This window comes from Candidatus Ruminimicrobium bovinum (genome assembly GCF_902760015.1).
Taxonomy (GTDB): domain Bacteria; phylum Elusimicrobiota; class Endomicrobiia; order Endomicrobiales; family Endomicrobiaceae; genus Ruminimicrobium; species Ruminimicrobium bovinum.
On the sequence record NZ_CACWEU010000064.1, the window covers coordinates 1 to 7,063 of the forward strand.

Below are 7,063 nucleotides of genomic sequence, written 5' to 3' on the forward strand. Positions count from 1 at the left end.
GAAAATCAAATGTATGAATTGTTTTATTCTTTCATAAAAAAAGCCGTTGAGGAAGATTCCGTATCAAGTTTACCGGGAACTTCCGAAAGTATTGCGACGGATTTTTCAAGAGATGTAAATATTAAACAACCCGTTTATAATAAAGAAAAATTTAATTATTCCCTTCCTAAACAGCATTACGGTAAAGTTTATATACCTGATAATTTATCCGTAAATAAACAATTATCCGTTTCGGATTATAAAAATTTATATTCGACATTTCAACCGCAACAACCGGTTGAAAAACAGCAGGAACTTGAACATTTGCAAACTGAAGATTTTAAATTTATCGGGCAGATATTTTCCACTTATTTGCTTATCGAAAAACAGGATACATGTTTTATTATAGACCAACATGCCGCTCAGGAAAGAATAAAATACGAACAATTTAAAAATGAAGTTGCCTCAAATTCTTTACAAATTCAACAAATGTTATTTCCCGATATATTTGAATTATCAAAACCGCGAACCGCAATACTTAAAAACTCGTTGAAATACTTTAACGAATTAGGTTTGTCCGTTGAAGAATTCGGTGAAAATACTTTTAAAATTTCCGCATATCCGGCATTGTTGGGGCAAAAAATAAATTGTGCGGATATTGTTAATTCCGTAATTGATTGTTTAGAATATGAAACAAAACCTTCCGTTGAACAAATAAACGATGTTATAATAAAAAAGGCATGTAAAAGCAGTATAAAAGCGGGAGATACGGTTACCGATAAACAGGCAATTCGTTTAATTTCCGATTTGTTTTTATGTGAAATGCCCTACACATGTCCGCACGGAAGACCGACGGTGTATAAAATAACACACGGTGAACTTGAAAAATTTTTTAAAAGAACTTAAAAGTAAGTTGTTGATGTTTTTATTAACGTAAATTTTTGCGGAATAAAAATTTGAAGTGCGATTTTTAATAAAAAATGAGTATAGTAATAATAAAATTTATCATCTTTTTATTTTTCTTGGTTACGGCCGCTTATTTTTCTGCGGCTGAAACGGCGATAACAAGTTTAAATACTGCGCATATAAAAAGGATAAAAGAAAAATATAATAAAGTTTATAAATATTTTTTATATTGGGAACAAAACTCCGATAATGTAATTACAACTTTGATAGTTTTAATGAACGTATCGATAGTTGCCGTAGGTGTTGCAACAACTTCGATAGGTATTGATTTGTCGGATATATACGGACTTAATAAAAAATTATGGCTTATAATAATTCCCGTTGTATCGATAATAACAACTTTAATATTTGCAAACCTTATTCCCAAAACTTTTGCACGATATAAAGCAGAAAAATATGCGGTTAAAACTTTACCGGCCGTAATTAAATTGTCAATTTTAATAAAACAATTAAATGATTTTTTAGTATCAATATCGAACAATATATTAAAATTGTTCGGCTCAAAAAAAAATGAACCTTCGTTAATACAACCGGATGAAGTTGAATTTTTATTGTCAAACGAGCAGACTTCTCCGTTATCTAAAATATCAAGAAAAATTATAAACAGAATTATGGAATTTAGAAAAACAAAAATTACACAGGTTATGGTTCCTTTATCGGATATAGTTGCGGTTGATGTTGAACAACCGATGAAAAAAATAGCCGAAGAAATAATTTCCGCAAGGTTTTCAAGAGTTCCCGTATATAAAGAAAGTATAAACAATATAATAGGTATAATTACGGCAAAAGATATTGCGCTTGCATGGAGAAATGACGGCATATTAATGTTAAACGATATTATAAGACCAGTTTATTATGTTCCCGAAACTGCCTATATAAAACAAATTTTAGTTGAATTTCAAAAAGGGAAACATCATATTGCGATAGTTGTTGATGAATTCGGTTCGACTATCGGGCTTGTTACGATGGAAGATTTATTGGAAGAAATTGTAGGTGAAGTTTGGGACGAATATGACGAAAAGGATAAAAATATTATAAAATTAAAAGAAAATAAATATTTGATAACCGCATCGGAGTCTATTGCCGATGTTAACGATAGTTTAAAATTAAATATTCCCGAAGATCATTTTTCAACAATAAACGGTTGGGTATTGGAATATTTCGGGCATATTCCGAAAAAATATGAAAAATTTACATGGAACAATTTAAACGTTGAAATAAATTCCGTTGATGAAAAAAAAGTAAAAAAAATAATACTGACAATCAAGTGATAAATCGCTGAATAAAAAACTATCAGCTATCAGCTGAGTGGACAAAGTCCACGGCTCAGCTCTAAGCTAAAAATCGCAAAGTGATTTTTAAAAGGAACAAAATGTATCATAATATCAAAGCATTAATATTAAATTGTGAAATATCTTCGGAAGCCGATAAAATAATAACGGCTTATACGGATAAGTGGGGAAAAATAAATGCAATTGTTCCGGGTGCAAAAAAAATAGTTGCAAAACTTTCTGCCGCGACGGAACCTGTAACCGAAAGCGAACTTATAGTGTATCAAAATTCCCAATATGGCAGGCCTACCGTTACCGGTGCAAAAATTTTAAACAATAATACCGAGTTAAAACAGGATTTTAATAGAATGATGTTGGCTTTTTATGTAAATGAAATAAGTGCAAAGTTTGCTCCCGTGCATTTACCGAATTTAAAAAAATATGAACTTATATCAAGAACCTGGCAATTACTTGTTACGGCGGAAATTCCAATTAGAGTATTAACCGCTTTTTCTTTAAGGTTGTTAAAACTTTCCGGATATAATATGATAGATTATTTGAACAGAAATTACTCCAATATGAAAAAGGAAGATATAATTTACTTAAAAAAAATATCTAACTGTTGCGGAGATGATTTGGATACCGTTGAGGAACTTTTATGCAATGATGATAAAGCAATGTGGGGCTATGTTGAAAGTTATTTAAAAACATATATATCACAGCCGTCTGTCGGAATTTTTTTGAGAAAAATTAATTATATATAAATTTGTACAAAAAAATTTGACAATAAAATTTTTTTTTGTTAGTATAACAGATGATTATTTTAAATTATGTCAGTTAAAGGTGTTTGTATGAAAAAATTTATTTGTTTTATAACTTTGTTGTTTGTTGTTTTTCTTGCCGTAAGTCAAATATCGGCAGATACGAAAAAAATAGGTTTTTTTAAGGCAACCGCAAAAATTTCCGGGACGGGAAGTGTTGATTTTACGATTGACGGTATTTATAAAATATCGGATAATTCCAAAGTGTCGGAAGTTAAGTGGTCTTCGGCAACAAACGAAGGCGGTTATCAACAGTCCGATTGTTATGTTGCTTTTAGGTCTACGGTAACAAGTGTCAGCGCAAAAATAAGAATTTATACCGATGTAAAAAATCAAAATACTTATGACCCTACCGTCAGTTCATATACGGGCACCATAGATAATTATTTTAACGGGCTTGTAGGGCAGGGGACGGCGGCTACAGGATATGAAGAATCTTCCTATTCCGTTCTGCCTTTGGCATGGCATGCTTCAACGTATACATGTACTTCTGCCGATGACTTAACCGTGGAAGGTAACGTCAGTGAAGGAAATTACAAATATTCTTTTATGCTTGATAAATCCGATGACGGTTTTGAGCAAAATAATTATTCAACGGTTCAATGGAGCGGACACGGTTTAAGGATAGTTGATAATCCTACCGACGGATATTTTGGTATTAAACCTAACGATACAAGTTATTTGTATATAGGTTGTAATTTTAATAATGCTATGCCTCAAGTTGATTATGCCGCGATAGTTATTTTAGAGGCGTTTGTAGAATAGAATATGTTTAAAAAATTTAGCATAGGTTATTTAATCGTAATTTTGTTTTGTTCTTTTATATTTGCCGGTATATCCGTAAGCCCCACTAAACAGGAACTTGTTTTGAAGGGCTTGGATAAAAATAAAACATCGGCGGAGTTTGTTGTAGAAAATAAAGGTTTGCTTGATGAGACCGTTTATATTACTACAAGAGATTGGGAAAACAGTCCCAATAATATGGAAGTTAATGTTTCTTCGTGGCTTACCGTTGATGTTTCGAGTTTTGTTATAAAACCTTATGAAAGTAAAACGGTAAAATGTTCCGTTGATTTACCCGGTGCGGCAGGTAGCGGTTATGTTTCGGCTATGGTATCGTTTACAACAGTTAAGGACTCGGTTAATAACGTTATAAGTCTTCCGGTTTATGTTATAAAGTATATAACTGAAAATAAAGAATATACTCCGTTTTCCGTAAGTAATTTTAAAAATGCTTTTGTTAATGATAAGTTTGTTATGACATGTGATGTGGTTAATAAATCTAATTTTTATTTTAGACCTAAACTTAAGTATACTTTAAAAAAAGGAAAAGATGTTGTTTTTGAATATGAAGTTTTGAATACGGCTCCCGTATATGCCATGAACAGAAGAAGTTTTAGTTCCGGCTTTTTTGAAGGAACATTGAAAAACGGAAAATATATTATGACTGTTGAAGTTGATGTTGACGGAACAATAAAAACGAAAACAGTTGAATTTAGGATAGATAAGAAAAAATGAAAGTAAAAAATTTTTTGGTGTTAGTATTAGTATTTGTTTTTGCTTCGGTTGCTTTTGCGGTGCCGAATCGAAATGTTTATGGTATATTGACGGAAACTTTTTCCGGTGCAAATATAGATGCCGATAAGAGTGATGAAAATGCCGTTCGTATTGATTTGTGGAAATGGACAGGCGGGCAGCAGGGGTTTTCCGTAGATAATGTGTCCGATTCCACGATAGAAGGTAAAGTTAATTGGTTATTAACCGCTACAAATGCTGGTACTTCAGGCGGCGGTGGTTTTGCTGTTAATAATAATGCCGGTGTTTTGGATATGACGGCATACAGTAACGGATATATTAAGTTTTTGGTGAAAACATCTTATGCCGCAATGATAAATTTTAAAATCGGTGTTAAAGCCGACGGAAAAGAGTATTATAAAACATTAAAGGAAATAAATCCTTTATTTTCTGCTAATGATAAATGGTATGAGATTTCCGTTCCTGTGTCCGATATTGTAAGTTCGGGTTTGGACAAAGTTCAATATTTATTCCTTTTCGGTTTGGATGAGGCGTTCTATAATGTCGGTGATAAAATTGAAATTGATAATATCCGTTGGGAAAAACCCGAAACTACATCTGCGGAACAAATGATATTGTCTATGGCAAAAGTAGGGACTGATGAAGCCGTAACTTCGGATACGTTTTCTTTTGACGTAAATGTTGATACCGATTTGGCCGATTCTACTTGGAAAGCGGCTAACGAGTATATAAAAATAGATTTGAATTGGATTCAATTTGATACTTCAACTTCAACTTCCGATCCTTGTTATGTAAGGTTTTATACAAATAATACTTCAACTGCCGCTCCTATAGTGGCAAATCCTAAATATGAAGGCGGAGATAATCCTGCCGGTTTGATAAATGAAAATGATACATCCGCAAGGATAGATGCCTGTTGGAGAGTTTCTACATATACCATTACAAAAGATAAATTAAAAATTTATCAGATAGATTATGATTTAAGTGATAAAAAAGATGAAAAAACTTATTGTTATATATGGATGCAGGATTTAAAAACATCAGGTTTTGATAATGAATATTCGTTAATTTGGAACAACGGTTCCGATATATCTAAAAGAGGAACTCAGCTTTATGGTGCTACGTTTTTGGCAGGAAGGTTTCCGTTGTATGTTTATATAGGTGCTAATTTTGCACAAGCCGTTATAGGTAGTACATATTCTACAAATACACTTACTGTTGAGTTATATTATGAATAAATTGAATAAATTTTTATTGGTATTATTATTTGTTTCTTTTTGTTTTGTATCCGCTTTTGCGGATAGAACGATTGTTTCTTCTTCCACATTTAAGCTTACGGGAAGAATTGTAGGTAACGGAATTCAGCATAATGCAATAAATTCTATTTCAAGCATTGATAAATTTTTAAATGCAAAAGTTCTCGTTAATTTCGGAACGGCAGAAAATGTAGATTTTAAGTTGAAATACTACATAAATAACGATTCTTCAACAATATATGAAGTTAAAAAAGACAGTATTTATCATAATAATCCTTTTTATATTTCTACCGATATTGATGCCAATGAAGGTGATACGGTAAATTATCAATTAGAGGGAGTTTTTACTTACAGGGATGCAAAATCTCCTACGGTAACAAAAACTTCAACTTTTTGTTGGCCGGTAGATGCTTCGGAAAATCCGTATTATCAAAAAGCCGTCATTGCAAGTTCCGTATCGGCAGCTGTTGACGGTTCTGCTGGAAAAACCGTAGTGTTGCAATCCGGTGACCAAAGTAAAACGGATACTTATCTTTTTGTTCCGGCAGGTGCATATAGCGGTTCAAAAACTTTTGCTATTAAGGAACTTCCATTAACTGATTATATTACTCCTTCCAATGCACCGGCAAGTTCTTCCATTCGTATTGTTAATCCTAATAAACCGGTTAAATTGTATTCTGTTGAAATAGACGGAAGTTTGGAGCAGGATATTATGTTTAATATTTCTTATCCGGAATTAACTTCAAGAGATAATTTTACATTGAAAAAGGGAGCAGATTTAAGTTCCATAACCGAAAATGTTCCCATTGATTCCGTTGATGTAGAGAAAAAAATAGTTTCTGCAAAAATAAATAAAACAGGTTATTATGCATTATTTACGGATATAAATTTGGTTGATAGTGATTACAGACCTGCAAGAAGGGTAATAGTAAAAGCAAGGGCACAAAGCCGCGGTGATGTGTTTGCTTTTAATTATCTAAAAGAAGGTGACAGCGTAAAAATATACAACGTAAACGGTAAAAAAGTCAGAACAATAACAAGCGGAAACGATGACGGTTTCAGTTGGGACGGTAAAGATGACAGCGGACGTTATGTAGAAAGCGGAACATATATTTACCAGATAAAAGTAAAAGGTAAAAGCAAGTTAATAAGCGGAACGATAGCATTTGTAAAATAAAATTGCCTGTGGCAATTTTGAGGGATAGAAGTATAGAGGGATAGAAGTATAGAAGAA

Annotated in this window: 6 protein-coding genes and 1 pseudogene; all 7 read left to right on the forward strand. The window is 32.5% G+C overall.

Features of this window, described 5'->3' with window-relative positions; genetic code table 11:
* Positions 1 to 885 (forward strand): annotated as a pseudogene (locus tag ACMUOV_RS02325) (hypothetical protein); the annotation flags it as partial.
* A 74-nt stretch (positions 886 to 959) separates the two neighbouring features.
* Positions 960 to 2,216 carry a hemolysin family protein gene (locus ACMUOV_RS02330; protein WP_413853410.1) on the forward strand — a complete coding sequence of 419 codons (1,257 nt, stop codon included), beginning with the start codon at positions 960 to 962 and terminating at the stop codon, positions 2,214 to 2,216.
* A gap of 101 nt (positions 2,217 to 2,317) precedes the next feature.
* A complete protein-coding gene (gene recO, locus ACMUOV_RS02335; protein WP_413853412.1) occupies positions 2,318 to 2,980 on the forward strand; it encodes a DNA repair protein RecO in 663 nt (220 codons plus the stop codon).
* 87 nt (positions 2,981 to 3,067) lie between these two features.
* Positions 3,068 to 3,802: a hypothetical protein gene (locus ACMUOV_RS02340; RefSeq protein WP_413853414.1), complete on the forward strand. Its 735-nt coding sequence runs from the start codon at positions 3,068 to 3,070 to the stop codon at positions 3,800 to 3,802.
* A 3-nt stretch (positions 3,803 to 3,805) separates the two neighbouring features.
* Entirely contained in the window at positions 3,806 to 4,555 is a 750-nt protein-coding gene (locus tag ACMUOV_RS02345; RefSeq protein WP_413853416.1) for a hypothetical protein, read from the forward strand.
* Positions 4,552 to 5,811 carry a hypothetical protein gene (locus tag ACMUOV_RS02350; RefSeq protein WP_413853418.1) on the forward strand — a complete coding sequence of 420 codons (1,260 nt, stop codon included), beginning with the start codon at positions 4,552 to 4,554 and terminating at the stop codon, positions 5,809 to 5,811. The genes ACMUOV_RS02345 and ACMUOV_RS02350 overlap by 4 nt, the downstream gene beginning before the upstream one ends.
* Positions 5,804 to 7,006: a FlgD immunoglobulin-like domain containing protein gene (locus tag ACMUOV_RS02355; RefSeq protein WP_413853420.1), complete on the forward strand. Its 1,203-nt coding sequence runs from the start codon at positions 5,804 to 5,806 to the stop codon at positions 7,004 to 7,006. Before ACMUOV_RS02350 ends, ACMUOV_RS02355 begins: the two co-directional genes overlap by 8 nt.
* Positions 7,007 to 7,063: the final 57 nt, after the last annotated feature.

Bases quoted from the DNA above. Each gene is read 5' to 3' on its own strand.
- ACMUOV_RS02330 (WP_413853410.1), top strand. From the start codon at position 960: ATGAGTATAGTAATAATAAAATTTATCATCTTTTTATTTTTCTTGGTT.
- recO (WP_413853412.1), top strand. From the start codon at position 2,318: ATGTATCATAATATCAAAGCATTAATATTAAATTGTGAAATATCTTCG.
- ACMUOV_RS02340 (WP_413853414.1), top strand. From the start codon at position 3,068: ATGAAAAAATTTATTTGTTTTATAACTTTGTTGTTTGTTGTTTTTCTT.
- ACMUOV_RS02345 (WP_413853416.1), top strand. From the start codon at position 3,806: ATGTTTAAAAAATTTAGCATAGGTTATTTAATCGTAATTTTGTTTTGT.
- ACMUOV_RS02350 (WP_413853418.1), top strand. From the start codon at position 4,552: ATGAAAGTAAAAAATTTTTTGGTGTTAGTATTAGTATTTGTTTTTGCT.
- ACMUOV_RS02355 (WP_413853420.1), top strand. From the start codon at position 5,804: ATGAATAAATTGAATAAATTTTTATTGGTATTATTATTTGTTTCTTTT.